This is a genomic window from Rhodopseudomonas telluris, from assembly GCF_042432815.1.
GTDB classification, from domain to species: domain Bacteria; phylum Pseudomonadota; class Alphaproteobacteria; order Rhizobiales; family Xanthobacteraceae; genus Rhodopseudomonas; species Rhodopseudomonas telluris.
This window is the reverse complement of the sequence record NZ_JBHLWM010000001.1, coordinates 239,138-265,566: the sequence shown is the minus strand read 5'-3', so window position 1 is coordinate 265,566 and position 26,429 is coordinate 239,138. Positions and strand designations below refer to the sequence as shown.

Sequence of the window (26,429 nt, the reverse complement as noted above, 5' to 3'; positions counted from 1 at the left end):
GCACGCCGGGGTGGGGTGAGCCGCGGGTACTGCGGATGAAATCTTCGCCACCCCACCCCGCTCGCTGCGCGAGCGACCCTCCCCCTCCAGGGGAGGGTGATGCCCGCAGCGCTCCCGAACTCGCACTCGCGACCGCCCTGCCGCACGCGAGCGAAGCGCCGTGCACTAAGCTGCAGTGCTTCGCAATGACGGGAAGGAGCGCTTGCATGCGGCGTCGCTCAGCTCGCCTTGCCGGGGGCGACTTCGTAGCCGAACTTCTCGATGATCGCGCGCGACTCCGGGCCCTTCAGGAAGTCGATGAAGGCCTTCGCCGCGACATTGGCTTCGCCCTTCTTCAGCAGCACGGCATCCTGGGTGATCGGCTTGTACAGGTTCTGCGGCACCAGCCAGCGCGAGCCATCCTTGTCGGCGATCACCTGCGACAACGCGACGAAGCCGACTTCGGCGTTGCCGGTCTGCACGAACTGATAGGCCTGGGTGATGTTGGCGCCCTCGACGAGCTTCGGCTTCAGCTCGGCGTCGAGCTTCAACGCCTGCATGGTCTCGACCGCGGCGGCGCCGTAAGGCGCGGCGACCGGGTTGCAGATCGAGATCTTGGCGAACTTGGCGTCCTTCAGCGTCTGCTCGCCCTTCACCACGCCGGGCGACTTGCTCCACAGCACCAGCTTGCCGATCGCGTAGGTGAAGACGCTGTCCTTCACGCCGAGCCCTTCCTCGGCGAGCTTCTTCGGCCGCGCCGAGTCGGCCGACAGGAACACCTCGAACGGCGCGTCCTGGGTGATCTGGGTGTAGAACTGGCCGCTGGCGCCGAACGACAGCACCAGATCGTGCCCGGTCTTGGCCTTGAACGCCGCCGCGATCTCCTTCACCGGCTCAGTGAAATTCGCCGCCACCGCCACATTCGTCGAACCGGCGAGAGCGGTGTTAGCAGACAGCGCGACAGTGAAAGCGCCGAGCAGCGCGAATTTGAGGACGTGTTTCAAGGCATGACTCCTAAGTGTGGACGATGAACTCTCAGCCGTCATTGCGAGGAGGCGCAGCCGACGAAGCAATCCAGCCACTTGCACGGTGCTCCTGGATTGCTTCGTCGCTTCGCTCCTCGCAATGAAGCGGATGCATGGGGATCAATCGATGGCAATGATGACGTGGGCGGCGTCGAACAGCGCGCAGGCGGCATCGCCCTGCGACAGCTTCATGTCCTCGGCGCTGCGCGCGGTGATCGAGGCGGCGAGAGTCTTGTCGTCGCCGATGTCGAGCACGATCTCGGCATTGACGGCGGAAATGTCGGCACGCCGCACCGTGCCGCGGACGCAGTTGCGCGCCGACACCAGCGGCGCCTCGGCGCCCGGCGAGATCAGCACGAACGGCGCCTTGATCAGCACGATCACTTCACGGCCGACAAACAGGCCCAGACTGCGCACGCTCTCGCTGGTCAGCAGCGCATAGATCGTGGTCTCGGCCGAAACCGCGACGGCGACTTCGGCGCTCAGCGTATCCGACCTGATGTCGGTGATCGTGCCGCGAAGGGCGTTGCGGGCGCTGGTTTTCATGAAGAATCCGGAGACGAGATTGATCGGGGAAATGCCGGTGCCGGCGAGATCGGGCTCCAGGCTGCGGAACACCCGCGCCATCTCGGCTTCCAGCCGGCCAAAGGCTTCGATCACCCGCGCGCCGGTCGGCGTCAGCGCCGCGCCGCCGCCGGCCTTGCCGCCGGTGCGCGTCTCCAGCAGCGGCCGGCCGAACATGTTGGTCATCGCGTCGAGCGCGTCCCACGCGGCCTTGTAGCTGAGACCCGCGGCCTTGGCGCCGGCGGTGATGCTGCCCTCGCGCGCGACCGCCTGCAGCAGACGGATACGCTCCCGGCCGACGCCCGAGATGTCCTTCGCCTTAAGTGTAATCGTCGCCTCGATCGGCATCGACATAAGAAGGGCTCGTCCTCGGTCTGTTTTGGTCATATAGCCGATCTATATAACGCTAACCCTGATCGGGCGCGTTCGCAACTAGGAGATTCGGCTATGAAGATCAGCGCACGCAATCAGCTCAAGGGCACCATCATCGACATCCTGAAGGGTGCGACGACATCGCACGTCCGCATCGATATCGGTGGCGGCGCCATCGTCACCGCGGCGATTACCAACGAGGCGGTCGAAGAACTTGCCCTCGCCAAGGGCCAGCCCGCCACCGCGGTGATCAAGGCGTCCGATGTGCTGGTCGCGATCGGCGACTAAGCGACCCCGAAATCGCCCCCTCCCCCAACCGTCATGCCCGGCTCGTCCCCGGGCATCCACGTGTTTCTGGCGGTGCCCGGCGCAAAGAACGTGGATGCCCGGGCCTTCGCCGCGCCGAAAGGGGCGCCGGCCCCGCAGGCGGACGAAGCCCGGCCACGACGAGAATTGTGAGCCCACCGCTCGTGTCGGCCCTCGACGCAGTGCTCAGAACAGATAGTTGAAGCGCAGCATCGCCTGGTGGCGCTCGAAATCGTCAAGGTCGAGGTGCTGATGGTCGTGCGCCGCCTTGCCGGCGACCTGGGTGCTGAAGGTACCCGACAGCCCGACATTGTGGGCGAGATGCGTCGAGAAGGTCGGGCCGAGATAGACCGCGTCGCCGACGAAGCGATCGAGGCCGAGACCGTCGTAAGCCCGCAGATAGCGGGCCTCGACGCCGACGATCAAATCCGGGCCGACCTTGTAAGACAGCGCGGCATTCACGGCGAGTTCGGAATCGCGGCACCATTCGTTGCTCAGCTCGCGCGACGCGCCGGCCGAGAACCAGAGATTGACGGTCGCGAACAGCGTGTCACGGATCAGCTCTTTATCCATCAGCGCGGCTAACTCGCTGCCGTAGGTCTGGATGTCGAGACCGGTGAGTTCGTCGACACGATTCCACGCCGGCGCCGCGTGCAGCGTCAGGCCGAACGGCATCACGTCGCGATCGAGCACCTTGTAGCGGAATTCCATCGACGCGCCGGCCAGCGCGGTGCGGCGATTATCGATCATACCCGGCACGCCATTGGTCTGCGTCGAGGCGAAGCTCACGCCCGGCGCGACGCGAAAGTTGTCGGTCAGCACGAACTTGACCTGCGACAGCACACCGATGCCCGTGTAGGAGCCGAAACGCTTACCGAACCGGCCGATATTCTCGATCTCAAGCTCGATCTCGCCCTGCTTGCCGATGTCCGAGCCCATGCTGAAGCCGAAGATGTGCTCGGTGTCGACGCGATCATCCCCTGGCTTCACATCGTGTGAGGCTTCACGCGGCGAAGCGCCGCTGGACGCAGTCGGGCCGCTGGACAACCAGATTGGCGCATCGCCAGCCCTCGCGACCACAGGCAACGCGGCACCAGCCAGCAAGGTGGCAAACAAGACCTTGAAATGAATTTTTGCGAGGCATTCCCGCGCCGCACGCATCGTCCGCAACATTCGACCCCCGTACACAAGCAATTAGTTACGGGAACTAATTGCAACTGATGGTAGCCGCCGGTCAAAGCGTTTGTTTTATAGGATCAGTAAGTTAGGCGGCGCCCAGTTTTGACGAAAGACAATGACAGGGTAGTTAGCTACCCGAATATTCGCGCCGTCAGTATATTGATACTAGCTTGGCGGCGAGCTGCGCACACTCGGCGGTCGTCGATCCGACGAGAGCGTCGCCGCTCCGTCCACAGCAGCGGCAGTCGACAGCAACGCAAGGCGGCAGACGATACCGCCAACCAGCTTGGTCGAATGCGCCGGGCGATGCGGACCTACTTGAAAACTTCGCAGACGGTGGTGTGCGCCGGAGCGTTGCCGCGGCCGCGGGCCGAGAGGCTCGCCCACCAGCCATCCAATGCGCGGCGATCGCAGCGTAGCCGCACGCTCATGCCGTCGGCGAAGCGGATCCAGGCGTCGAAACGCTTCGCCGGCACCGCGATCACCACCGGGATATCGGCGCTGATCGCGCGGACGATCAGATGCAGAAGGCCGCGGCCTTCGCTTTCCTGCTGACCGAAGCGGTTGATGATGACGAGATCGGCGCCCTCGTCCATCGCCGATCCGACGCGGCCGCCGGCGGCGAGCAACTGACCGGGATCGAGCCGGCAGCCGGTCGCCGCTGCGCCGAGGTCCTGATACAGCGACACCTGCTCGCCACTGGGCAGCAGCGTCGCCGCCAGCCGCGGCGCGCCATCGAGCCGCTCGCCGAATTGCACCAGACCGACGGCGCGGGCCCCTCGCGCATTTAGATCATCGGCGAAGGCGCGCAGCAGCGCATCCGGATCGTCCCCCGGCTCGTAGACCAGTGCCGCCAGATCGCATTGTGAATCGAAGGTCATCGGTCCTCCGCCGGCTGCGCCGACTCTCCCCACGCCTTCTCATTTGAAGTGCCCGGATCGGCCGTCATATAGGTATGTATATAACGATCGAGGCCCTGGAACAATTTCTCCTTTAGATGCAACGCAGCACGCCAGAATTCCGGCGGCCGTATCATTGAACCTGCGGATGCTTCGCAGAACCGATCTTGTAATTAAATTTCCAAAACGACCACAAAAGCTTTGCTTTTGATGCGCGTCAAATCGGGTGTTCCACGCCCATGCTAGTGCACCGCACACAGGGCTACGGCTTTACCACCGCGGAGGTTGAGCCCCGCCGGTAGCCACTTCTGAAGACCAAGACGAGTGTCGCCGCCCGCTGCAAGGGCAGCCGCCGCGGCCAGGAAACGCTGTTCTCCGGCACAGCCGCGACGCGCATCGCTGCGCCACCAGTCATAGAGATGGACACGACCCATGAACGCAAAATATCCCGGCATTCCCTCCGTCATTCATGGCAACGGCGCGGTGGCGCAGGTGATGGGTCATGTCTGCGGCGGCGTCATCGGCTACCCGATCACGCCCTCGACCGAGATCTCCGAGATCTACGAAGCGTTTCGCTCCTCGGGCGGCTGCAACGTCTGGGGCAAGCACCCGTTCTTCTTCGAGCCCGAGGGTGAGCACTCGGCGCAGTCCGGCGCGCTCGGCGCGGCGCTAACCGGCGGCAAGTTCATCTCCAACGCGTCGTCGAGCCAGGGCATCCTGTACGGGCTGGAATCGCACTACGTCACCGTAGGCAAGAAGGTCGGCGGCTTCGTGCTGCAGGTCGCCGCGCGCGTGGTGTCGAAGCACTCGCTCAACGTGATGGCCGGCCATGACGACGTCTATGCGCTGCTGTCGTCGGGCTACACCATCCTGTTCGGCTCCAATCCGCAGGAAGCCGCCGACCTCGCGGCGATCTCCTACAAGGTGGCCGCGACCTCGTTGATCCCCGTCGCCAATGCGATGGACGGCTTCGCCACCTCGCACATGCTGTCCGAAGCGCTGATGCCGGAGCCTGAGCTGCTGCGCGACTTCCTCGGCGACCCGGCCGGCCGCATCAAGTGCCCGACCGTGGCGCAGGAAATGCTGTTCGGCGCCAAGGGCCGCGTGTTCCAGCTCAAGCAATATCTGCTGCGTCACGACACCGACTTCGTCGCGGCCGACCTCGCGGCGCTCAAGAAGTTTCTGGACGACAATGCCGACGCGATCGAGGCCGACAATGACGGCAAGATCGTCGCCGAGACGCTCGCTTACGTGCCGGAAGAACTGCGCGGCCCGTGGAAGCGGCAGTGGATCAACGCGCCCGAGAAGGGCACGCGGCAGCTGGTGCCGGCGCTGGTCGACATCGATAATCCCGGTCTCACCGGCGGCGTGCAGAACCAGCCGGACTTCCAGGCCGGCGCGGTCGACCACCGCACCCACTTCGTCAATGCGGTGCCGCGTTTCGTCACCGAAGCGATGGCGGAATACGCCGCGCTGACGGGCCGCGAATACAAGCCGGTGATGACTTACATGTGCGACGACGCCGAGCACGTCGTGGTCGGGCTCGGTTCGGTCACCGACGACGCCGAAGCGGTCGCGGCGTACTTGCGCTCGCAGGGCAAGAAGGTCGGCGTGGTGTCGATCAAGATGCTGCAGCCGTTCCCGGAAGCCGAACTGGTCGAGACGTTGAAGGGCAAGACTGCCGTCACCGTGCTGGAGCGCTCGGACGTCACCGCGCTGACCCAGTTCGTCACCCAGGCGCTGTGCAAGGCGCGCGAGAACGGCGACGCCGGCGTGCGTCATGCCGGCATCCCGGCGCTCGACAAGCTGCCGAAGATCACCACCGCGATCTTCGGCCTCGGCGGCCACGACCTGCAGCCGCGCGACCTGATCGCCTGCTACGCCAATATGGAGAAGCCGGACTCGGCGCCGTTCGTGTATCTCGGCACGCGATTTTTCACCGAGAATGCGTCGCCGCGTATGGAGGCGCTGCAGAACCGGCTGAAGGCGGCCTACCCGGAAACGCGGTACATGGCGCTGGAAACGGGGCCGAACCCGAATCTGCTGCCGCCGTCCGCGTTCCGCATCCGCTTCCACTCGATCGGCGGCTACGGCACCATCGCGTCCGGCAAGCTGCTCACCGACATTCTTGCCGGCGCGCTCGACATGCATTCGAAGTCGGCGCCGAAATACGGCTCGGAAAAGAGCGGCGCGCCGACCAACTACTACATCACGCTGTCGCCGGAGCCGGTGAAGATCACCAACGCCGAGCTGGAGGACGTCGAGATCGTGATCTCGCCGGACCACAAGGTGTTCGTCCACACCAACCCGCTGCGCGGCCTGGTCGAGGGCGGCACCTTCATCCTGCAGACCAACCTGACGGCGCTGGAAGTGTGGCGTGACCTGCCCGCCAAGGCGCGGCAGACCATCCGCGACAAGAAGATCAAGTTCTACGTGATCGACGCCTTCGCGGTGGCCAAACGCCACGCGCCGACCGCCGAACTCGAAACCCGCATGATGGGCATCGCCTTCATCGGCGCGGTGTGCGGCAATGTCGATCGCGTCGTGGCCGACGCGTCGCAGGAGGCGATGCTCAACAAAATCCGCCAGCAGATCTCGAAGAAGTTCGGCGCCAAGGGCGGAGACATCGTCGAAGGCAACATGGCGGTGATCCGCGAAGGTCTCGAGGCGACCCACAAGGTCGACGTCGACGCGCCGGAATTCAGCGAGGACGCCATCAAGGCGGCGCCGAAGGCGAGGCGCGACGCTTCGATCTCTGCCTCGATGTGCCGCGCCGCCGCGCCGGCGCAGGCGTCGGGCTTCCTCGATCCGGAGTACTACGACGACGTGCTCGCCGGCCCGTTCCGCGACGGCACCATCGCGGACGCGCCGGTGCTGCCGGGCATCGGCATGTTCATGCCGGCGGGCTCCGCCGCCGCCAAGGACAAGGGCCTGTTCCGCCGCAACGTGCCGGAGTTCAAAGCCGACCTGTGCACCGGCTGCATGGAATGCGCGCTGGTCTGCCCCGACGCCGCGATTCCGAACGCAGTGCACGACATCCACGAACTGCTCGGCACCGCGATCAAGCAGCTCGACATCGCGCCCGCCCAGCAGGATGCGCTGCGGGAGAAGGTGCCGGCGCTGACCGAGGCGATCCGCGAAGTCTATCGCGGCGGCAAAGACGACAAGCCGTTCGCCGAAATCGTCGCGCAGGCCGCGGAGGCGCTGAACGTCGACAACGCCACGCTGAACCGCAACTTCGGCAAGCTGTCGGCGGCGCTGTCGGTGTATCCGGTGGCGCGGACGCGGCCGTTCTTCGATGCGATGGAGAAGAGCCAGCCGGGCTCGGGCGGCCTGTATTCGGTCAGCGTCGATCCGTGGAAATGCTCGGGCTGCCTCGAATGTATCGACGTCTGCGGCCCCGGCGCTCTGGTCGATCGCGAGCAGGACGAGCCGATGCTGGAGCAGCTGCAGGCCCGGTTCGAATTCCTCAGCCGCACGCCCAACACCCCGGCGCGGTTCACCGAAGGCGCCACCAAGCCGGAAGGTGAGACCAAGCGGCTGATGCTGGATCGCGCCAATTACTACGCGACCACCGGCGGCCACGGCGCCTGCCGCGGCTGCGGCGAAGTCACCGCCATCCGCCTGGTCACCTCGACCAATCACGCCATCCATGACAAGCGCCGCAAGGACCACACCCGCGAGCTGGAAAGCCTGATCGATCAGCTCACCGCCAAGCGCGCCGAGGTGGCCTCCGATGCGGCTCGCGTAGCACGAATCGACGCGACGCTGCAGACGCTGGAGAAGCGGCTCTACAACTACGAGAGCGGTCCGACCGGCAACGGCCCCTCCGGCATGGTGATCGCCAATGCCACCGGCTGTTCGAGCGTCTATGCGTCGACCTTCCCGTTCAACCCCTACACCGATCCGTGGGTGAACAGCCTGTTCCAGGACACGCCGGCGGTGGCGAAGGGCATCTTCGAAGGTCTCACCGCCAAGGCGACGGAAGATTTCCGCGCGCTGCGCGTGGCGAAGCTGGAGCTGGACGACGCCTACGACGCCGCCAAGCACGACGGCTACTTCCGCTATTTCGGCTGGAGCGAATTCACGCCGGAAGAACGCCAGATGCTCCCGACCGTGCTGAGCATGGGCGGCGACGGCGCCACCTACGACATCGGCTTCGGCGCGCTGTCGCGGCTGCTCGCCACCAAGACCCCGATCAAGGTGGTGGTGCTGAACACCGGCGCTTACTCCAACACGGGCGGCCAGACCTCGACCGCCAGCCTCACCGGCCAGGACAGCGACCTGTCGCGGTTCGGCGTCGCACAGCACGGCAAGCAGGAATCCCGCAAGGAGCTCGGCCTGATCGCCTCGTTCCATCCCAGCGTGTTCGTGGTGCAGACCGCGACCGCGCTGCAGGGCCACTTCCTCAAGAACGTGATGGAGTTCCTCAACCACACTTCGTCGCCGGCGGTGCTCGACGTCTACACGCCGTGCCAGGCCGAGCACGGCATCGGCGACGCCGTCGCCAATCGCCAGGCGCGGCTCGCGGTGGAGAGCCGGATGAATCCGGTGTTCGTCCACGATCCGCGCAAGGCCGGCAAGCTGGAGCGCGCGTTTTCGCTCGACGGCAATCCGGAGCCGGACCAGGACTGGGCCTCGAAGTCGATCGAATACATCGACGAGGCCGGTGCGACGCAGCTGCTCAAGACCAAGCTGACGCCGGCCGACTTCGCCCACACCGAAGTCCGCTTCCGCAAGCAGTTCAAGCCGCTGAAGAAGGATGCCGACGGCCTGCCTATCGACGAGTACGTCGCGCTCGACGCCGCCGCCCGCGCCGGCAAGACGCCGTTCATCTATGCGACCGACGCAGACAAGAAGCTGGTCAAGCTGTCGGTCGGCGAGACCGTGGTGGCGCTGGTCGAAGAGCGGCGCAAATACTGGCGCACGCTGCAGGTGCTCGCCGGCTTCGACGTTCGCGCGCTCGACGACAGCCACCGCGTCGAACTAGAGGCGCTGCAGCAGCAATATGCCGAGCAGGTCAAGGCGCGCGAATCCTCGCTCGACCAGATCGCGCGCGGCATGAGCGAACTGGCGGCGTCCTCCAACGCACCGGCCGCGAACGGCTTCGCGGCGCTGATGAACGGCTTCGCTCCGGCTCCGGCCGCGGCGGCGCCGAGCAACGGCGCCAAGGCGGCCAACGGCAACGGCGGCGAGCCGATCCACATCGACGATGCGGACTTGGGCAAATGCACCAACTGCAAGAGCTGCTACCAGGACGTGCCTGAAGTGTTCGAACTCACCAAGATCGTGGTCGGCGGCGCCTCCAAGGACGTCGCCCACGTCATCCCCGGCGTGTTCGGCAAGCTCAAGGTGACGCCCGAACTGTCGGCCAAGCTGAGCCGCGCGGCGGCGAACTGCGACGCGGAGATCATCCGATGAGCGGCCTCACCGTCTCCAACGACGTGCTACGCTATCAGCAAGCGCGCAGCGCGCTGGAAAGCTCCAAGACCGAGCTGGAGGAACTGCAGGCCAGCGAAGCGGTCGGCGTGTTCCAGAAGCAACTCGCGCTGCTGCAGAAGCGCCTGGTCAACGATCCGGCGTCGCTGCGCAACATGTTCATCGCCGACGGCACCCAGGCGATCGTCTGGGAATTCCAGCAGCCGGAGCTGGGTGAAGCCTTCACCAGCACGCTGTGGAATCTGCTGGCGCGCGGCGACGACATGTCGATCATCCTGCAGCGCTTCATCTGGGCGCTGCCGCTGAAGTTCAAGCGCAAGTTCATCAAGGCGATCGACGTGCATCTGCGCGGTCGCTACCCGATGTTCGAGAAGCTGTCGGAAGGCTGGCCGGGCGAAGCGTTCATCCCGCCCTACATCCGTCCGGCGGAAGAGCGCGCGATCGACTTCGAACTCGTCAACCAGGGCTATCTCGGCTACCAGTCGATCGGCTATTCGCTGCGGGAATGCGAGCTGTTCGTCTGGCTCGAGGTGATGCGCGACAAGCAGTGCGACGACAAGCCGTGCGAACTCGGCGTGCTGATCCAGGGCAAGAAGGAAGCCAAGGGCGGCTGCCCGGTGAAGATCCACATCCCCGAGATGCTGGACCTGCTTGGCAACGGCAAGCATCGCGAAGCCTTGGAGCTGATCGAGAGCTGCAACCCGCTGCCGAACGTCACCGGCCGCGTCTGCCCGCAGGAACTGCAGTGCCAGGGCGTCTGCACCCACACCAAGCGGCCGATCGAGATCGGCCAGCTCGAATGGTACCTGCCCGAGCATCAGAAGCTGGTCGATCCGAACGCCAACGCGCGCTTCGCCGGCCGCATCTCGCCCTGGGCCGCGGCCGTGAAGCCGCCGATCGCGGTGGTCGGCTCCGGCCCATCGGGCCTGATCAACGCTTACTTGCTCGCGGTCGAAGGTTTCCCGGTCACGATCTTCGAGGCGTTTCACGACCTCGGCGGTGTGCTGCGCTACGGCATTCCGGAATTCCGCCTGCCCAACACGCTGATCGACGACGTCGTCGAGAAGATCATCCTGCTCGGCGGCCGCTTCGTGAAGAATTTCGTGGTCGGCAAGACCGCGACGCTCGAAGACCTCAAGGCCGAAGGCTTCTGGAAGATCTTCGTCGGCACCGGCGCGGGTCTTCCGACCTTCATGAACGTGCCGGGCGAGCATCTGCTCGGCGTGATGTCAGCCAACGAATTTCTGACCCGCGTCAACCTGATGCGCGGCCTGGATGATCGCTACGAGACGCCGCTGCCGGAGGTGAAGGACAAGAACGTGTTCGTGATCGGCGGCGGCAATACCGCGATGGACGCGGCGCGCACCGCCAAGCGGCTCGGCGGCAACGTCACCATCGTGTATCGCCGCACCAAGAGCGAGATGCCGGCCCGCGTCGAGGAGCTGCATCACGCGCTGGAGGAAGGCATCAACCTCGCGGTGCTACGCGCGCCGCGCGAATTCATCGGCGACGATCATACCCATTTCGTCACCCACGCGCTGCTCGACGTCAACGAGCTCGGCGAACCGGACAAGTCCGGCCGCCGCAGCCCGAAGCCGACCGGCGAAATCGAGCGCGTCCCGGTCGATCTCGTGATCATGGCGCTGGGCAACACCGCCAACCCGATCATGAAGGACGCCGAGCCCGGCCTGAAGACCAATAAATGGGGTACCATCGAGGTCGAGGAAGGCTCGCAGCGCACCTCGATCAAGGACGTCTACACCGGCGGCGACGCCGCGCGCGGCGGCTCCACCGCGATCCGCGCGGCCGGTGACGGCCAGGCGGCGGCGCGCGAGATCGTCGGCGAGATTCCGTTCACGCCGGCCGAGATCAAGGACCGCGTCGCCCGTGCGGCGAAGTACACCGAGCTCGGTCAGATCGCGCAGACCATCGTGGGCAAGGTGCCGCTGGCCGGCGGTATCGTCGAGTTCACCGTGCGGGCGCCGATGGTGGCGCGCTCGGCGCAGGCCGGACAGTTCGTCCGCGTGCTGCCGTGGGAGAAGGGCGAGCTGATCCCGCTGACGCTGGCGGATTGGGACGTCGAGAAAGGCACCATCGATCTCGTCGTGCAGGGCATGGGCACCTCGTCGCTCGAGATCAACCGCATGGCGATCGGCGACGCCTTCACCGGCATCGCCGGCCCGCTCGGCCGCGCCTCCGAGCTGCATCGCTACGACGGCAACCAGACCGTGGTGTTCTGCGCCGGCGGCGTCGGCCTGCCGCCGGTGTATCCGATCATGCGCGAGCACCTCCGGCTCGGCAATCACGTCACGCTGATCTCCGGCTTCCGCGCCAAGGAGTTCCTGTTCTGGACCGGCGACGACGAGCGCGTCGGCAAGCTCAAGCAGGAGTTCGGCAGTCAGCTGTCGCTGATCTACACCACCAATGACGGCAGCTACGGCGTCAAAGGCTTCGTCACCGGCCCGCTCGAGGAGATGATGAAGGCCAATCAGCAGGGCATCGGCCGCAGCATCGCCGAAGTCATCGCGATCGGCCCGCCGCTGATGATGCGCGCGGTCAGCGACCTCACCAAGCCCTACGGCGTCAAGACCGTGGCCAGCCTCAACTCGATCATGGTCGACGCCACCGGCATGTGCGGCGCCTGCATGGTGCCGGTGACGATCGACGGCAAAATGGTGCGTAAGCACGCCTGCATCGACGGCCCGGAAATCAACGCCCACATCATCGACTGGGACAAGTTCCTCCCCCGCTTCAACGCCTTCAAGGCGCAGGAACTGGAGAGCAAGAAGAAGCACGGGTTCGCGTAAGCGGGACCTATCTTCTGTCATTCCGGGGCGCGCGGAACGCGCGAGCCCGGAATCCATAACCACCGCCGGGGGTATGGATTCCGGGCCTGCGCGCAAGCGCTCATCCCGGAATGACGAACGATGGTGTCTTCGAGTGGCCGGATTCGCCCGGCCTCTTTCGTTGGCGTCCCCGGCGGATCTGGGGCTGGAAAGGGGTGTCAAAAGCCCCCGGACCCCTTAAGTTGCGGCCATGCCGAAAAGCCCGAAGCCAGCCGCCGCACCGTCCGCACCCACGCCCCCTGCCCCCGTCGGCGTCAAGCCGCCGGGCAAGGGCGACCATATCTTTCTGGTCGACGGCTCGTCCTACATCTTCCGCGCCTATCACGCGCTGCCGCCGCTGAACCGCAAGTCGGATGGGCTGCAGGTCAATGCCGTGCTCGGCTTCTGCAACATGCTGTGGAAGCTGCTGCGCGACATGCCGCCGGACAACCGGCCGACGCATCTGGCGATCATCTTCGACAAGTCGGAGCACACCTTCCGCAACGAGATGTATCCCGACTACAAGGCGCACCGGCCGCCGGCGCCGGACGATCTGATCCCGCAATTCGCCCTGATCCGCGAGGCGGTTCGGGCGTTCGACCTGCCGTGCCTGGAACAGTCCGGCTTCGAGGCCGACGATCTGATCGCCACCTATGTGCGCGAGGCCTGCGAGCGCGGCGCCACCGCCACCATCGTGTCGTCCGACAAGGACCTGATGCAGCTCGTGACCGACTGCGTCACGATGTACGACACGATGAAGGACCGCCGCATCGGCGTGCCCGAAGTGATCGAGAAATTCGGCGTGCCGCCGAACAAGGTGGTGGAGGTCCAGGCGCTGGCCGGCGACAGCGTCGACAATGTGCCGGGCGTGCCCGGCATCGGCATCAAGACCGCCGCGCAGCTGATCACCGAATATGGCGACCTCGACACGCTGCTGGCGCGTGCCGGCGAGATCAAGCAGCCGAAGCGGCGCGAAGCGCTGATCGAGAACGCCGAGAAGGCGCGGATCTCGCGCAAGCTGGTGCTGCTCGACGATCATGTGAAGCTCGACGTGCCGCTCGACGAACTCGCGGTGCACGAGCCGGACGCGCGCAAATTGGTGGCGTTCCTCAAGGCGATGGAATTCACCACGCTGACGCGGCGCGTCGCCGACTATGCGCAGATCGATCCGTCGGATGTGGAGGCGGAGACGGCGCTGAAGTCCGCCGTTCCGCCGCTTGCGAAGAGCGGAAGTGCTGCTCCAAGCGGCGACCTTTTTTCGGGGCAAGAGCCCTCACCCCAACCCTCTCCCGCAAGCGGGAGAGGGAGCGCGCCGCAAGCGGGGCCAGGTGGTGCGCCGAATGCAGGCCGCGGCCGTGATGGCAAGCCGGGCGTCGTGCTGTCGCCGGAAGCGCTGGTCGCCGCGCGGGCCGAGGCCGCTCGCAAAGTCCCGGTCGACCGCGCTGCGTACAGGACGTTGCGCAGCATGGATGAGCTGCACGGCTTCATCGCACGCGTCCACGGCACCGGCGTCGTCGCGCTGGAGGCGGCCGCGACCTCGATCGATCCGATGCAGGCCGAGCTGATCGGCCTCGCGCTGGCGCTCGGGCCGAACGACGCCTGCTACATCCCGCTCGCCCACAAGCAGAGCGGTGATGGCGACGGGCTGTTCGCCGCCGGCCTCGCACCCGACCAGATCGGGACGCGCGATGCGCTGGACGCGCTGAAGCCGATCCTGGAATCCGCCGGCTTTGCCAAGGTCGGCTTCGCGATCAAATTCGCCGCGGTGCTGCTGGCGCAGCACGGCATCAGCTTGCGCAACATCGACGATCCGCAGCTGATGTCCTACGCGCTCGACGCCGGCCGCGGCAGCCACGCGCTGGATGCGCTGAGCGAGAGCAATCTGGGCCACACGCTGCATACGCTGACCGAGCTGACCGGCACCGGCAAGGCCAAGATCGGCTTCGATCAGGTGCCGATCGACCGCGCCACCGCCTATGCGGCCGAGCGCGCCGACGTCGCGCTGCGGCTGGCGCGCGTGCTGAAGCCGCGCCTCGTCGCCGGTTCGATGACCGCGGTGTACGAAACGCTGGAACGGCCGCTGGTTGGCGTGCTGGCGCGGATGGAGCGACGCGGCATTTCGATCGACCGCAGCGTTCTGTCGCGGCTGTCATCCGACTTCGCCCAGACCGCGGCGCGGATCGAGGCCGAGATCCGCGACCTCGCCGGCGAGGACATCAACATCGGCAGCCCCAAGCAGCTCGGTGACATCCTGTTCGGCAAGATGGGCCTGCCGGGCGGCAGCAAGACCAAGACCGGTGCATGGTCGACCTCGGCGCAGGTGCTCGACGAACTCGCCGAGCAGGGCCACGAATTCCCGCGCAAGATTCTCGACTGGCGCCAGGTCAGCAAGCTGCGCTCGACCTACACCGACGCGCTGCCGACCTACGTGCATCCGCAGACCCACCGCGTTCACACCACCTACGCGCTCGCCGCCACCACCACGGGGCGGCTGTCGTCGAATGAGCCGAATTTGCAGAACATCCCGGTGCGCACCGAGGACGGGCGAAAGATCCGCCGCGCCTTCGTGGCGACGCCCGGCCACAAGCTGGTGTCGGCGGACTACTCGCAGATCGAACTACGCCTGCTGTCCGAAGTCGCCGACGTGCCGGCGCTTCGGAAAGCGTTTCAGGAAGGCATCGACATTCATGCGATGACGGCGTCGGAGATGTTCGGCGTCCCGGTCGAGGGCATGCCGTCGGAAATCCGCCGCCGCGCCAAGGCGATCAATTTCGGCATCATCTACGGCATCTCGGCGTTCGGCCTCGCCAACCAGCTCGGCATCCCGCGCGAGGAGGCCGGCGCCTACATCAAGCGCTACTTCGAGCGCTTCCCCGGCATCCGCGCCTATATGGACGAGACCCGCGATTTCTGCCGGGCGCATGGCTATGTCGAAACGCTGTTCGGCCGCAAGTGCCACTACCCGGACATCAAGGCCTCGAACCCGTCGATCCGCGCCTTCAACGAGCGCGCCGCCATCAATGCAAGGTTGCAAGGCTCCGCCGCCGACATCATCCGCCGCGCCATGGTGCGGATGGAGGACGCGCTCGCCGAGAAGAAACTCAGCGCCCAGATGCTGCTGCAGGTCCACGACGAACTGATCTTCGAAGTGCCCGAAGACGAGGTCGCCGCGACGCTGCCGGTGGTCCAGCATGTGATGCAGGACGCGCCGTTCCCCGCGGTGCTGCTCAACGTGCCGCTGCAGGTGGATGCACGGGCTGCGGACAATTGGGACGAGGCGCATTAATGGCAGCCTTCGTTGTGACGCACTGATCCGCAGCAGACACTGAGCAACCTCTCCCGCCTGCGGGAGAGGTCGGATCGCGCAGCGATCCGGGTGAGGGCACTCCTCTCCGCGCGGGCTGCGTCAGTGCCTGGGGCGCCCTCACCCCAGCCCTCTCCCGCGAGCGGGAGAGGGAGCGCGCTGTGCCAGATGGCGCGCCACGATCCACTTAGCTGGTGACCGAGGCTCTTCCCCCGTTGATACCCTCCCCGCGCCGCTGGCATCGGGGGGCTGTGGGGGCTAGATTGCGGCGTTTTCCTTAAAGCCAGAGCCAGAGAGTCCGCCCGTGTCCAAATCCGCGTCCCGCGCCCGCCTTGCCGAAATCATCCGCACCCGGTCGTTCGGCCGCGGGGAGATCACGCTCGCGTCGGGGCGCAAGAGCGACTTCTACTTCAATCTGAAGCCGACGATGCTCGATCCCGAGGGCGCCGCGCTGCTGGCGGAATTGACCTACGAGACGCTGCGGGACGAGAAGGTCGATTATGTCGGCGGGCTCGAGATGGGCGCGGTGCCGCTGGCCGGCGCGATCGCGCAGCTGTCCTGGCTGAAGAACCACCCGATCGCGGCGTTCTTCGTGCGCAAGAAGCCGAAGGAGCACGGCGCCAAGCTTTCGGTCGAAGGGCTCGCCAAGGGCGAGAGCCTGGCCGGCAAGCGCTGCGTGATCGTCGAGGACGTCACCACTACCGGCGGCTCGGCCATCAAGGCGGTCGAGGCGGTGAAGGAATCCGGCGCCGAGATCATCCTGGTGCTGACCATGGTGGATCGCGAGGAAGGCGCCACTGAAGCCTTCGCCGAGGCCGGGCTGCCGTTCCGGTCGCTGTACAAGGCGAGCGAATTCCTCAAGACCTGACAGGTCCCGCGCGGCGGCGCGGTGCGGCGGAAACCCGGCGTTTACCATCCCGACTTAATGTGCACGTGTCGCGGCTCGGCCGCAGCACGATCGCCTCGGGTGGAGTGAGCGTTGCGTCAGGTCCTTGAAATGCTGCGCCGCGGACGGCCCATGGTGCTCGCTGCCGCTCTCGCGCTGGGCGGTCCGGTCGCGCTGCATTCGCACCCCGCCTCGGCCCAGAACATCCTCGAAATGCTATTCGGCGGCGGTGCTCCGCAGCGGCCGCAGCAGCGCGGCGCCCCGCCGCAAGCCAATTTCTTTGCCGATCCGTTCGGCCTCAATCAGCAGCAGGCCGCGCCGCCCCCGCAGCCGCGCCAGACCGTCTCCGGCGGCGGGCCGGCGTTCTGCGTGCGGCCCTGCGACGGCAAGTATTTCGCCCTGCAGGTGCGCGGCGGCATGACGGCGGCGCAGATGTGCACGATGTTCTGCCCGGCCGGCAACGCCAAGGTCTATTACGGCAGCAATATCGACTACGCGACCGCATCGAACGGCCAGCGCTACCCCGACAGCGAAAACGCCTACGCCTATCGCAAGGCGCTGAAGGCGGACTGCACCTGCAATGGCCGCGATCCGGCCGGGCTGGCGCAGATCGACCTGTCGCAGGACACCTCGCTGCGCCCCGGCGACATCGTTGCCACCGCGACCGGCCTCGCTGCATATAACGGCATCCGGCTTGGCGCCGAGCAGACGCCCGACTTCACCCCGGTCGCCGACTATCCGGGCCTGACCGCCCAGCTCCGCGCCAAGCTCGGCGAGATGAAGGTCGCGCCGGTGAACGACCAATTGGCCGACCAGGCCCCGCCGGCTCTGCGTGACACGCTGCAGCCGGCTACGGCCCCGAAGCCGGCAACAGGCCGGCGGGCTGCAGCGGCCACGCCCGGCCTCGACTAGCTGAAGCGGATCGCTGGCCGGCTGGAGCGTCCTCGCCTCACCGCGCCACGATCACGCCGATCACATTCGGTGCGGCCAGATACGCTTCCTCGATCTTGGCCCTGGCGGCAGCTCGGTTTTCCGGCGTCAGCAGGCCGCGCTTCTCGGCCAGGATCATCCAGCAATAGCCCCACCAGTCGGTCAGCATGCCGCTGTCGTCGACCAGATCGTAGCCGTGCTCGGCCGCGAAGATCCGCGCGCTGCTTTCGTCGAGCGTATCGAGCCAGGCGAGATCGTCGGCCGCGAACATCTCGTCGCACAGATCGTCCGGCGAATAGCCCCAGATCGACTGGCACACGGTGTTGAACTCGCGGTCGAGCTGGTCGTCGTCGATCCATTGCCGGCGGGCGAGCTGATGCAGCCGCGACAGCGAACGCGAGAAATCCGCGATCCGCGTCAGCGCCATCTGATCGAACGCAATCGTCGACATGTAGCCCTCACAAGCTGGAGAGACCCAATATATCGGCGCGCCACGCACCGAATCAGGATGATATCTCAGTAGTTTACAAAAATGTTCTTAATTTGTTCTGATTGGCTTGTGCATCACCGACTGCATCTGCCGGCCTAGCCCCGCCGCCCCGACGGCGATCCGCCGCGGTGTCTGCGGCCCCCGTTCATCCTGCAGCCATCCGGCTTACGGCATGCTCCGGATACAATCAGCCGTCGAACTGATTCAAGGCTGCAAACACGTCGTGTGGGTCGCCCCTCGGCGTTGTGCACAAAACCAAGGCAGCGCGCCGCATCGATGCACTCGTCACGGGTTTCGATCGAGCGCTAATGTTTGTATGCTCAGAATCCGCTAAACCTTTGTAGGATCGCCACTTGACCGTGCAGCCCCTGCCAGAAAAATTTCAGTTGCCGCAGCCGCCGATCGATGAGCTGGCGCTCACCGAGATCAAGAGCGCGATCCTGGCGAAGCTGACGCTCGCGATCGGCAAGGAGGCGACCCAGGCGACCAAGCACGATTGGTACAAGGCCTCGGCGCTGGCGCTGCGCGACCGCATCGTCCACCGCTGGCTGGTGTCCGAAAAGGAGAGCTACGACGCCGGCCGCAAGCGGGTGTATTATTTGTCGCTCGAATTCCTGATTGGCCGGCTGTTCACCGACGCGCTCAACAATATGGGCCTGCTGGCGCAATATGCGGCCGCACTCGGCGACCTCGGCGTCGGCCTGAACGACCTGCGCAAATGCGAGCCCGATGCGGCGCTCGGCAACGGCGGCCTCGGCCGGCTCGCCGCCTGCTTCATGGAAAGCATGGCGACGCTGGACATCCCGGCGTTCGGCTACGGCATCCGCTACGATTACGGCCTGTTCCGCCAGATCATCAATCACGGCTGGCAGCAGGAATTCCCCGACGAGTGGCTGAGCTTCGGCAACCCGTGGGAGCTGCAGCGGCCGGAGGTCGTCTATCAGGTGATGTTCGGCGGGCAGATCGCCCAGGTCACCGACGCCAAGGGCCTGACCCGGACGGTGTGGACGCCGGTCGAGACCGTGCAGGCGGTCGCCTACGACACCCCGATCGTCGGCTGGCGCGGCGAGCACGTCAACGCGTTGCGGCTGTGGTCGGCCCGCGCGCCCGACCCGATGCTGATCGACGTGTTCAACACCGGCGACTATCTCGGCGCCACCGCGCACGAGGCCCGCGCCGAGGCGATCTGCAAATTCCTCTACCCGAACGACGAGAGTGCCGCCGGCCGCGAACTGCGGCTGCGCCAGGAATACTTCTTCGTCTCCGCCTCGCTGCAGGACCTGATCCAGCGGCATCTGGATTCGGACGGCCAGATCCGCAGCCTCGCCAAGAAGGCCGCGATCCAGCTCAACGACACCCACCCGAGCCTCGCCGTCGCCGAGCTGATGCGGCTGTTGGTCGACGTCCACAATCTGCGCTGGGACGACGCCTGGGACATCACCCGCGCGACGCTGAGCTACACCAACCACACGCTGCTGCCCGAAGCGCTGGAAACCTGGCCGCTCGACCTGTTCCAGCGCACGCTGCCGCGGCATCTCGACATCATCTACCGCATCAACGAAGCGCATCTGGCGCTGGCCGAGCAACGCTGCCCCGGCGATATCGAATTCCGCGCCTCGGTGTCGCTGATCGACGAGAAGGCCGGCCGGCGCGTCCGCATGGGCCACCTCGCCTTCATCGGCTCGCATCGCATCAACGGCGTGTCGGCGATGCATTCCGATCTGATGAAGGAGACCGTGTTTCACGATCTCAACCATCTCTATCCGGACCGCATCACCAACAAGACCAACGGCATCACCTTCCGGCGCTGGCTGACGCTGGCCAATCCGGGATTGACCGATCTGGTGCGGATCGCCTGCGGCGACGAGGTGCTCGACGATCCGAGTCGGCTCGAGCGGCTCGAGGCCTTCGCGGGCGATGCCGCGTTTCAGCAGCAGTTCCGCACCGTCAAGCATCGCAACAAGATCGCGCTGGCGAGGCTGATCAGCGAGCGCAACGGCGTCCGGGTCGATCCCGGCGCGCTGTTCGATGTGCAGATCAAGCGCATCCACGAATACAAGCGCCAGCTCCTCAACGTGCTGGAGACCGTGGCGCTGTACCACGCCATCAAGGATAATCCCGGCGCCGACTGGGTGCCGCGCGTCAAGATCTTCGCCGGCAAGGCTGCGGCGAGCTATCGCTACGCCAAGCTGATCATCAAGCTGATCAACGACGTCGCGGAAGTCGTCAACAACGACGCCTCGATCGGCGGCAAGCTCAAGGTCGTGTTCCTGGCCGACTACAATGTCAGCCTGGCCGAAGTGATCATCCCGGCGGCCGACTTGTCGGAGCAGATCTCGACCGCCGGCATGGAAGCGTCCGGCACCGGCAACATGAAGCTGGCGCTCAACGGCGCGCTGACGATCGGCACGCTCGACGGCGCCAATATCGAGATCCGCGACCACGTCGGCGCCGAGAACATCGCGATCTTCGGCATGGAAGCGCTCGAAGTCGTGGCACGCCGCTCGCAAGGCCTCGACGCCACCGACGTCATCAGCCGTTCGCCGCAGCTCGACCGCGCCATCCGGGCGATCGACTCGGGCGTGTTCTCGCCCGACGATCCGGCGCGCTTCGCCTCGGTGGCGCACGCGCTGCGACACCTCGACCACTACATGGTCAGCGCCGATTTCGACGGCTACTACGAAGCCCAGCGCGGCATCGACGCCCGCTGGCGCGCCGGCTCCGCATGGACTCGCGCCGGCATCCTCAACGTCGCCCGCATGGCCTGGTTCTCGTCCGACCGCACCATCCGCGAATACGCCGAGGACATCTGGGACGTGCCGACAAGGCCGGCGACACAGCCGTCGCCGGCACGTCAGGCGAAGGGCTGAGGGCCGCGAGGTCGATCGAACTTTGCGCCGAGCACAGCGCGGCGGGTGAGGGCACTCCGCTCCGCGAGTCGCTGACTCATTGCCTGGGGCGCCTTCACCCCAGCCCTCTCCCGCCAGCGCGAGAGGGGGAGCGCTGCGGCTCGGGGCGGCTCATTGCGCAACCCATGCCTTCACATGACGCCCGACAGCCATTGCGCGATGGCACCGCGCAAGGCAGATTGTGCGGCGCAAAGAGCAAGAACAAAAAAGGGAGCGATCATGGACGCCAAGGTCGAACACAGCATCCATCCGTTCGACGCCGCGACCCGGGTGGACCAGCGCGACGGCCGCTGGCAGGGCGCGACCAGTGACGATTACCACGCCTTCGTCGGCCAGTTCGGCGGCGCCACCGCGGCGACGCTGCTGCGCGCACTGATGCTGCAGCCGGAACGCGCCGGCGATCCCCTCGCCTTCACGGTCAATTTCTGCGCGCCGATCGCCGCCGGCAGCTTCGATCTGACGCCGCGCCTGATCAAGGCGACGCGATCGACCCAGCATTGGGGCATCGAATTGACGCAGGCCGACGGCGACGTGGCGGTATTCGCCACCGCGGTGTTCGCGCAGCGCCGCGAAACCTGGACGCATCGGCCGACGACGATGCCGCAGACGCCGACCTATCACGATGCGCCGGTGTACTCGCGCGCCGGCGTCGCGGCCTCGTGGGTCCGGCAGTTCGAATTCCGCTTCGTCGAAAACGAGCCGAACTTCGGGTCGGGCGAACAGTCCGGCCCCGCCAGCCCGCACACAAAGGCCTGGATGAGCCACGCGGTGCCGCGCGAGCTCGACCTGTTGTCGCTGTCGGCGATCGCCGATGCTTTCTTCGCCCGCATCTTCCACGTGCGCGGCGAACTGCTGCCGATCGGCACGGTGTCGATGACCACGTATTTCCACGTCGATGCCGCCGACCTCGCCGCCGAACCGGTCACGGCGGTGCTGGGCGTTGCCGACGCCAGCGTGTTTCACAAGAGCTTCAGCGACCAGACTGGGGAACTGTGGTCGCCGGGCGGCAAGCTGCTGGCGACGACGCATCAGATCACCTATTTCAAGGCCTGACCGAACGCGCGGCGACGTGGTGTCGTCACGTGCCGCTGTTACGTCGTGAGCTGAACCCGCCCCGTCGCTCCCGCTCGAAAGGCGCCGCCATGACGCCGTCCAGCTCGATACTTCCGCCCGATCCTGCGCGCCGCGTCGCGCTGCTCGGCGTGCCGATCGAGATTGGCGCGGGCTTGCGCGGCACGCTGATGGGGCCGGCCGCGCTGCGCACCGCCGGGATTGGCCGTGTCCTCGAACAGCTTCGCTTCACGTTCGAAGATCACGGCGACATGCCGCATCCGCCGGTGACGCGCGGCGATGCTCCGGTGCCGGCCAACGCCAATTACTACGGCGAGGTCCGTAGCTGGGTCGGGGCGATCTCGGCACGTGCCTACGAGCTCGCGCAGTCGGGCGCGGTGCCGCTGTTCATGGGTGGCGACCACAGCCTGTCGATGGGATCGATCAACGGCGTCGCGCGCTACTGGGAGCAGCAGGGCAAGCCGCTGTTCGTGCTGTGGTTCGATGCCCATGCCGACTACAACACGCCGGCGACCACGCTGACCGCCAACATGCACGGCATGTCGGCCGCGTTCCTGTGCGGCGAGCCCGGCCTCGATCATCTGCTGGGCGACGAGCCGCGGGTGTCGATCCCGCCGAGCCGGCTCGATTTGTTCGGCATCCGCTCGATCGATCCGCTGGAGAAGGACCTGGTGCGGGCCCGCGCGATCCCCGTAGTCGATATGCGGGCGATCGACGAGTTCGGCGTCGGCGTGCTGATCCGCCGGGTGATCGACCGCGTCCGTGCCGCCGGCGGCGTGCTGCATCTGTCGTTCGACGTCGACGTGCTAGACCCGTCGGTCGCCCCCGGCGTCGGCACCACCGTGCCGGGCGGCACGACATATCGTGAGGCGCATCTGGTGATGGAGCTGCTGCACGATTCCGGGCTGGTGCGCTCGGTCGACGTGGTCGAGCTCAACCCGTTCCTCGACGAGCGCGGCCGCACCGCCCGCGTCGCCGTGGAGCTGATCGGCAGCCTGTTCGGCATGCAGATCAGCGACCGCGTGACGCCCAGCAACGCGCTGCTGCCGGAGGGGTAGAACGCCCCATCGTTCGTCATTGCGAGGAGCGAAGCGACAAAGCAATCCAGCTCTGTGCTCGGCGCCTCTGGACTGCTTCGCTTCGCTCGCACTGACGGAGTCTGGCGGACACGGCCACTTTCGGCTAAACGCGCCGCAGCCTTTTTATCGTCCTGTGAGCCCATGATCCGTCTCGACAACATCTCCAAGCAGAACGGCCACCAGATCCTCTACATCGAGGCGTCCGCGACGCTGCTGCGCGGCGAGAAGATCGGCCTGGTCGGGCCCAACGGCTCGGGCAAGACGACCCTGTTCCGGATGATCAAGGGCACCGAGACGCCCGACGAGGGCCAGGTCTCGGTCGATCGCGGCCTGACCATCGGCTATTTCAGCCAGGACGTCGGCGAGATGAGCGGCCGCAGCGCGGTGGCCGAGACTATGGAGGGCGCTGGCCCGGTCAGCGAAGTCGCGGCCGAGCTGAAGCAGCTCGAGGACGCGCTCGCCGATCCGGACAAGGCCGACGAGATGGAGCAGATCCTCGAGCGCTATGGCGAGGTGCAGCACCGCTTCGAGGAGCTCGACGGCTACGCGCTGGAAGGCCGCGCCCGCGAGGTGCTGGCCGGCCTGTCGTTCACCCAGGAGATGATGGACGGCGACGTCGGCAAGCTGTCCGGCGGCTGGAAGATGCGCGTCGCGCTCGCGCGCATTCTGTTGATGCGGCCCGACGTGATGCTGCTCGACGAACCGTCGAACCATCTCGACATCGAAAGCCTGATCTGGCTCGAGCAGTTTTTGCGCGGCTTTGAAGGCGCATTGCTGATGACCTCGCACGATCGCGAATTCATGAACCGCATCGTCAACAAGATTATCGAGATCGATGCCGGCACGCTGACCAGCTACACCGGCAACTACGAATTCTACGAGCAGCAGCGCGCGCTCGCCGACAAGCAGCAGCAGGCGCAGTTCGAGCGCCAGCAGGCGATGCTCGCCAAGGAAGTCGCCTTCATCGAGCGCTTCAAGGCGCGCGCCTCGCACGCCGCGCAGGTGCAGAGCCGGGTCAAGAAGCTCGACAAGATCGAAAAGGTCGAGCCGCCGCGCCGCCGCCAGACCATCGCGTTCGACTTCCTGCCGGCGCCGCGCTCGGGCGAGGACGTGGTCAGCTTGAAGCGCGTATCCAAGCGCTACGGCAGCCGCGTGATCTATGACGGACTCGACTTCCAGATCCAGCGCCGCGAGCGCTGGTGCGTCATGGGGATCAATGGCGCCGGCAAGTCGACGCTGCTCAAGCTGGTCACCGGCTCGACGCCGCCCGACGACGGCAGCGTGGCGCTCGGCGGCAGCGTCAAGATGGGCTACTTTGCGCAGCACGCGATGGATCTGATCGACGGCGAACTCACCGTGTTCGCCTCGCTGGAAGAATGGTTTCCGCAGGCCGGCCAAGGGTCCCTACGCGCGCTCGCCGGCTGCTTCGGCTTCTCCGGCGACGACGTCGAGAAGAAATGCCGTGTGCTGTCCGGCGGCGAGAAGGCGAGGCTGGTGATGGCCAAGATGCTGTACGACCCGCCGAACTTCCTGGTGCTCGACGAGCCGACCAACCATCTCGACATCGCCACCAAGGAAATGCTGATCAAGGCGCTGTCGGACTTCGAGGGCACGATGCTTTTCGTGTCCCACGACCGGCATTTCCTCGGCGCGCTGTCGAACCGCGTGCTGGAGCTGACGCCCGACGGCATCCACAAATACGGCGGCGGTTACACCGAGTACGTCGCAAGGACCGGCCACGAGGCGCCCGGGCTGCATAGTTAGTAGTTAGCAGAGTGCTCCCGCTTGCGGGGCTGTCACCTCTCCCGCTTGCGGGAGAGGTCGGATCGCGCAGCGATCCGGGTGAGGGCACTCCCCTCCGCGAGTCGCTAAGTCCCTGCCTGGGGCACCCTCACCCCAACCCTCTCCCGCAAGCGGGAGAGGGAGCGCGCTGCAGATCGCGGCCGCGCTTACTTCAACAGATCACCAAGATCATCAAAACAGCGGCTTCATCTGCGCGACCTTGATCGGGCCGAGCATCACGGCGCCGTCGACGAAGCGCAGCGGGACCGCGCGGGCGGGGCGGCCTTCCAGCGTCGCCTCCTGGCCGAGCGCGTTGATGCCGGCGGCGACGCCGACATTGGCGTTCTGGCGGACGACGCGGCCGAGGCCCGGGATGGCGCGGTCGAGTGCGCCCAGCACGTTGTTGACGTCATTGGCGCGCACGCCCGGCGCCAGCCGATCAAGCGTCGATTGCGACACGCCCTCCTCCAGCACCTTGTCGATGCCGAGCTTGGGGATCACCTTGTCGAGCCCCGCCACCACCATCTGCAATTCGCCGTCGACATTGCCTGCCGGCGTCAGGCCGAGCGCGCCGATCGCGGTCGCGATCATCTCGCCTTGCTGAATCCGCGCCTGGGTGATCTCGATCCGGCCGCCGGCGGCCTGCAGTTCGCGGAAGCGCTGTGGCCATGGCTTGGGGCGGAAGTCCTTCAGCCCGCTCAGCACCACCCGCAGATGCGCATCGAACAATTCGGCGAGCAGCGGATGCACGTCCTGCACGCTGGCGCCCTCGAACTGGAAATCGGTTTCGATCCGCGGTGCGGCGCCGGCCGGGCCTTCGAGCTGACGAGCGTGCATCTCGACGTGACGGGCGCGGGCCAGCGGCAGCGGTGTGGCGCCGCCGAGCCGGTCGAGCGCCGGCGCCTCGAACACCAGCGAGACGCGCTCCGGCGGGCCGGGCAGCCCGGCTGCGCTACTGCGCGCGCTCACCCAGTTGAGCTGCAGCGACGGCGGCTGGCCGCGATCGGCGAAGATCGCCGGCCCCTTGAACTCCGCGATCAGCAGGCTCGGCTGATAGATCTGCGACACCACCAGGATCTCGGCGAGCTTGGCCGTCACCGGCGTTTGGCTGGCCACCTGTTCGGCGGTCTGCGAGGTCAGCGCCACGCTGGCGTCGGTGCAGCGCACCTCGAGGCGGAACGGGAAGCCGGCGATCGAGCGATCGCCACAATCATAGGCGCGGCCGGCCGCCGCCTCGCGCGCGCGCCAGGAATCGACGATGCGGTCGACCTGCGCGACGGAGAAGAACCAGAAGCCGCTCCAGGCGATGGCGGCGACGAGCAGCAGCGCGGGCATCAGGAACAGCGGCCACAGCCGGCGGCGGGTAGGAAGCGTGTGTTCGGTCATCGTG

Annotated in this window: 16 protein-coding genes; 10 read left to right on the top strand and 6 right to left on the bottom strand. The window is 66.3% G+C overall.

Features of this window, described 5'->3' with window-relative positions:
* Nucleotides 1-218: 218 nt before the first annotated feature.
* Nucleotides 219-1,025, bottom strand: a complete 807-nt coding sequence (modA, locus tag ACFFJ6_RS01215; protein WP_378385692.1) for a molybdate ABC transporter substrate-binding protein — start codon at nt 1,023-1,025, stop codon at nt 219-221.
* 99 nt (nt 1,026-1,124) lie between these two features.
* The gene (locus ACFFJ6_RS01210; protein WP_378385690.1) at nt 1,125-1,916 is read right to left on the bottom strand and encodes a TOBE domain-containing protein; all 792 of its coding nucleotides are present in this window, start codon (nt 1,914-1,916) and stop codon (nt 1,125-1,127) included.
* 99 nt (nt 1,917-2,015) lie between these two features.
* Here ACFFJ6_RS01210 and ACFFJ6_RS01205 point away from each other — a divergent pair, with 99 nt between their 5' ends.
* Nucleotides 2,016-2,228: a TOBE domain-containing protein gene (locus tag ACFFJ6_RS01205; RefSeq protein WP_378383513.1), complete on the top strand. Its 213-nt coding sequence runs from the start codon at nt 2,016-2,018 to the stop codon at nt 2,226-2,228.
* Nucleotides 2,229-2,432: 204 nt separating this feature from the next.
* Here the strand turns inward: ACFFJ6_RS01205 and ACFFJ6_RS01200 are convergent, their stop codons facing one another.
* Together ACFFJ6_RS01200 and ACFFJ6_RS01195 are read right to left on the bottom strand one after the other, a co-directional pair.
* The gene (locus tag ACFFJ6_RS01200) at nt 2,433-3,236 is read right to left on the bottom strand and encodes a DUF6662 family protein (protein ID WP_378383511.1); all 804 of its coding nucleotides are present in this window, start codon (nt 3,234-3,236) and stop codon (nt 2,433-2,435) included.
* Between the two features lie 503 nt (nt 3,237-3,739).
* Entirely contained in the window at nt 3,740-4,306 is a 567-nt protein-coding gene (locus tag ACFFJ6_RS01195) for a DUF2478 domain-containing protein (RefSeq protein WP_378383509.1), read from the bottom strand.
* 450 nt (nt 4,307-4,756) lie between these two features.
* Between ACFFJ6_RS01195 and ACFFJ6_RS01190 the strand changes: the two genes are divergently transcribed.
* The 5 genes from ACFFJ6_RS01190 to ACFFJ6_RS01170 all read left to right on the top strand — a co-directional run bounded on the left by ACFFJ6_RS01190 (nt 4,757) and on the right by ACFFJ6_RS01170 (nt 17,690).
* On the top strand, nt 4,757-9,745 hold the full coding sequence (locus ACFFJ6_RS01190; RefSeq protein ID WP_378383507.1) for a 2-oxoacid:acceptor oxidoreductase family protein: 4,989 nt from the start codon (nt 4,757-4,759) through the stop codon (nt 9,743-9,745).
* Complete coding sequence (locus ACFFJ6_RS01185; RefSeq protein WP_378383505.1) at nt 9,742-12,570, top strand: sulfide/dihydroorotate dehydrogenase-like FAD/NAD-binding protein; 2,829 nt, start codon at nt 9,742-9,744, stop codon at nt 12,568-12,570. The genes ACFFJ6_RS01190 and ACFFJ6_RS01185 overlap by 4 nt, the downstream gene beginning before the upstream one ends.
* A gap of 229 nt (nt 12,571-12,799) precedes the next feature.
* On the top strand, nt 12,800-15,874 hold the full coding sequence (gene polA, locus ACFFJ6_RS01180) for a DNA polymerase I (RefSeq protein WP_378383503.1): 3,075 nt from the start codon (nt 12,800-12,802) through the stop codon (nt 15,872-15,874).
* 322 nt (nt 15,875-16,196) lie between these two features.
* Nucleotides 16,197-16,760, top strand: a complete 564-nt coding sequence (pyrE, locus tag ACFFJ6_RS01175; RefSeq protein WP_378383501.1) for an orotate phosphoribosyltransferase — start codon at nt 16,197-16,199, stop codon at nt 16,758-16,760.
* Between the two features lie 150 nt (nt 16,761-16,910).
* Nucleotides 16,911-17,690, top strand: a complete 780-nt coding sequence (locus ACFFJ6_RS01170) for a DUF2865 domain-containing protein (RefSeq protein ID WP_378383499.1) — start codon at nt 16,911-16,913, stop codon at nt 17,688-17,690.
* Between the two features lie 37 nt (nt 17,691-17,727).
* Here ACFFJ6_RS01170 and ACFFJ6_RS01165 read toward each other — a convergent pair whose 3' ends face one another.
* Entirely contained in the window at nt 17,728-18,159 is a 432-nt protein-coding gene (locus tag ACFFJ6_RS01165) for a hypothetical protein (protein ID WP_054163713.1), read from the bottom strand.
* A gap of 392 nt (nt 18,160-18,551) precedes the next feature.
* Between ACFFJ6_RS01165 and ACFFJ6_RS01160 the strand changes: the two genes are divergently transcribed.
* The 4 genes from ACFFJ6_RS01160 (at nt 18,552) to ACFFJ6_RS01145 (ending at nt 25,021) form a co-directional block, all read left to right on the top strand.
* On the top strand, nt 18,552-21,068 hold the full coding sequence (locus ACFFJ6_RS01160) for a glycogen/starch/alpha-glucan phosphorylase (RefSeq protein WP_378383498.1): 2,517 nt from the start codon (nt 18,552-18,554) through the stop codon (nt 21,066-21,068).
* Between the two features lie 258 nt (nt 21,069-21,326).
* Complete coding sequence (locus ACFFJ6_RS01155) at nt 21,327-22,160, top strand: acyl-CoA thioesterase (protein ID WP_378383496.1); 834 nt, start codon at nt 21,327-21,329, stop codon at nt 22,158-22,160.
* Between the two features lie 89 nt (nt 22,161-22,249).
* Nucleotides 22,250-23,236: an arginase gene (gene rocF / locus ACFFJ6_RS01150; protein WP_378383494.1), complete on the top strand. Its 987-nt coding sequence runs from the start codon at nt 22,250-22,252 to the stop codon at nt 23,234-23,236.
* Nucleotides 23,237-23,398: 162 nt separating this feature from the next.
* Nucleotides 23,399-25,021, top strand: a complete 1,623-nt coding sequence (locus ACFFJ6_RS01145; protein WP_378383492.1) for an ABC-F family ATP-binding cassette domain-containing protein — start codon at nt 23,399-23,401, stop codon at nt 25,019-25,021.
* A gap of 210 nt (nt 25,022-25,231) precedes the next feature.
* Here ACFFJ6_RS01145 and ACFFJ6_RS01140 read toward each other — a convergent pair whose 3' ends face one another.
* Nucleotides 25,232-26,425 (bottom strand): DUF2125 domain-containing protein, encoded by a 1,194-nt coding sequence (locus ACFFJ6_RS01140; protein WP_378383490.1) that lies wholly within the window; start codon nt 26,423-26,425, stop codon nt 25,232-25,234.
* Nucleotides 26,426-26,429: the final 4 nt, after the last annotated feature.

What these genes read in the sequence shown, in the direction of transcription:
- ACFFJ6_RS01145 (WP_378383492.1), top strand. Translation starts at nt 23,399, where the DNA reads ATGATCCGTCTCGACAACATCTCCAAGCAGAACGGCCACCAGATCCTC.
- rocF (WP_378383494.1), top strand. Translation starts at nt 22,250, where the DNA reads ATGACGCCGTCCAGCTCGATACTTCCGCCCGATCCTGCGCGCCGCGTC.
- ACFFJ6_RS01205 (WP_378383513.1), top strand. Translation starts at nt 2,016, where the DNA reads ATGAAGATCAGCGCACGCAATCAGCTCAAGGGCACCATCATCGACATC.
- ACFFJ6_RS01170 (WP_378383499.1), top strand. Translation starts at nt 16,911, where the DNA reads ATGGTGCTCGCTGCCGCTCTCGCGCTGGGCGGTCCGGTCGCGCTGCAT.
- ACFFJ6_RS01155 (WP_378383496.1), top strand. Translation starts at nt 21,327, where the DNA reads ATGGACGCCAAGGTCGAACACAGCATCCATCCGTTCGACGCCGCGACC.
- modA (WP_378385692.1), bottom strand. Translation starts at nt 1,025, where the DNA reads ATGACGGCTGAGAGTTCATCGTCCACACTTAGGAGTCATGCCTTGAAA.
- ACFFJ6_RS01210 (WP_378385690.1), bottom strand. Translation starts at nt 1,916, where the DNA reads ATGCCGATCGAGGCGACGATTACACTTAAGGCGAAGGACATCTCGGGC.
- ACFFJ6_RS01190 (WP_378383507.1), top strand. Translation starts at nt 4,757, where the DNA reads ATGAACGCAAAATATCCCGGCATTCCCTCCGTCATTCATGGCAACGGC.
- ACFFJ6_RS01195 (WP_378383509.1), bottom strand. Translation starts at nt 4,306, where the DNA reads ATGACCTTCGATTCACAATGCGATCTGGCGGCACTGGTCTACGAGCCG.
- ACFFJ6_RS01140 (WP_378383490.1), bottom strand. Translation starts at nt 26,425, where the DNA reads ATGACCGAACACACGCTTCCTACCCGCCGCCGGCTGTGGCCGCTGTTC.
- ACFFJ6_RS01185 (WP_378383505.1), top strand. Translation starts at nt 9,742, where the DNA reads ATGAGCGGCCTCACCGTCTCCAACGACGTGCTACGCTATCAGCAAGCG.
- polA (WP_378383503.1), top strand. Translation starts at nt 12,800, where the DNA reads ATGCCGAAAAGCCCGAAGCCAGCCGCCGCACCGTCCGCACCCACGCCC.
- ACFFJ6_RS01165 (WP_054163713.1), bottom strand. Translation starts at nt 18,159, where the DNA reads ATGTCGACGATTGCGTTCGATCAGATGGCGCTGACGCGGATCGCGGAT.